The sequence below is a fragment of the Curvibacter sp. GW821-FHT01G03 genome (genome assembly GCF_059422285.1).
Window position 1 is genome coordinate 1 of sequence record NZ_JBWKWP010000066.1, and the last position, 349, is coordinate 349.

1 protein-coding gene is annotated in these 349 nt (G+C 70.5%); it reads left to right on the top strand.

The annotated features are described in order from the left end of the window. Window positions 1-349, top strand: a 349-nt coding sequence (locus AC07VS_RS28845; RefSeq protein WP_494752701.1) for a WD40/YVTN/BNR-like repeat-containing protein, incomplete at both ends; no start/stop codon positions are given.

The following is a 349-nucleotide window of genomic DNA, read 5'->3' on the forward strand; positions in this document are numbered from 1 at the left end:
CGGGGGCGAGAGCTGGGCCGTGCAGCGCAGCGCCACGGGCGAGGACCGCCCGCTGTTTGCGCTGCACATGCTCGACGCCACGCACGGGGTGGCGGTGGGGCTGTGGTCATTGGTGCTGGTGACGGAAGACGGCGGCAAGCGCTGGAACCCGGTCACGCTCGCGCCGCCCGAGGGGGCACGTAAGGCCGACCTGAACCTGCTGAGCCTGTTTGCCACGGGCCAGGGCGTGCTGTATGCGGCGGCCGAGAAGGGCATGTTGTTGCGTTCAAGCGACCAGGGCCGGCACTGGAGCTACCTGAGCACGGGTTACAAGGGCTCGTTCTGGACCGGTGTGGCGCTGCCCGGGGGG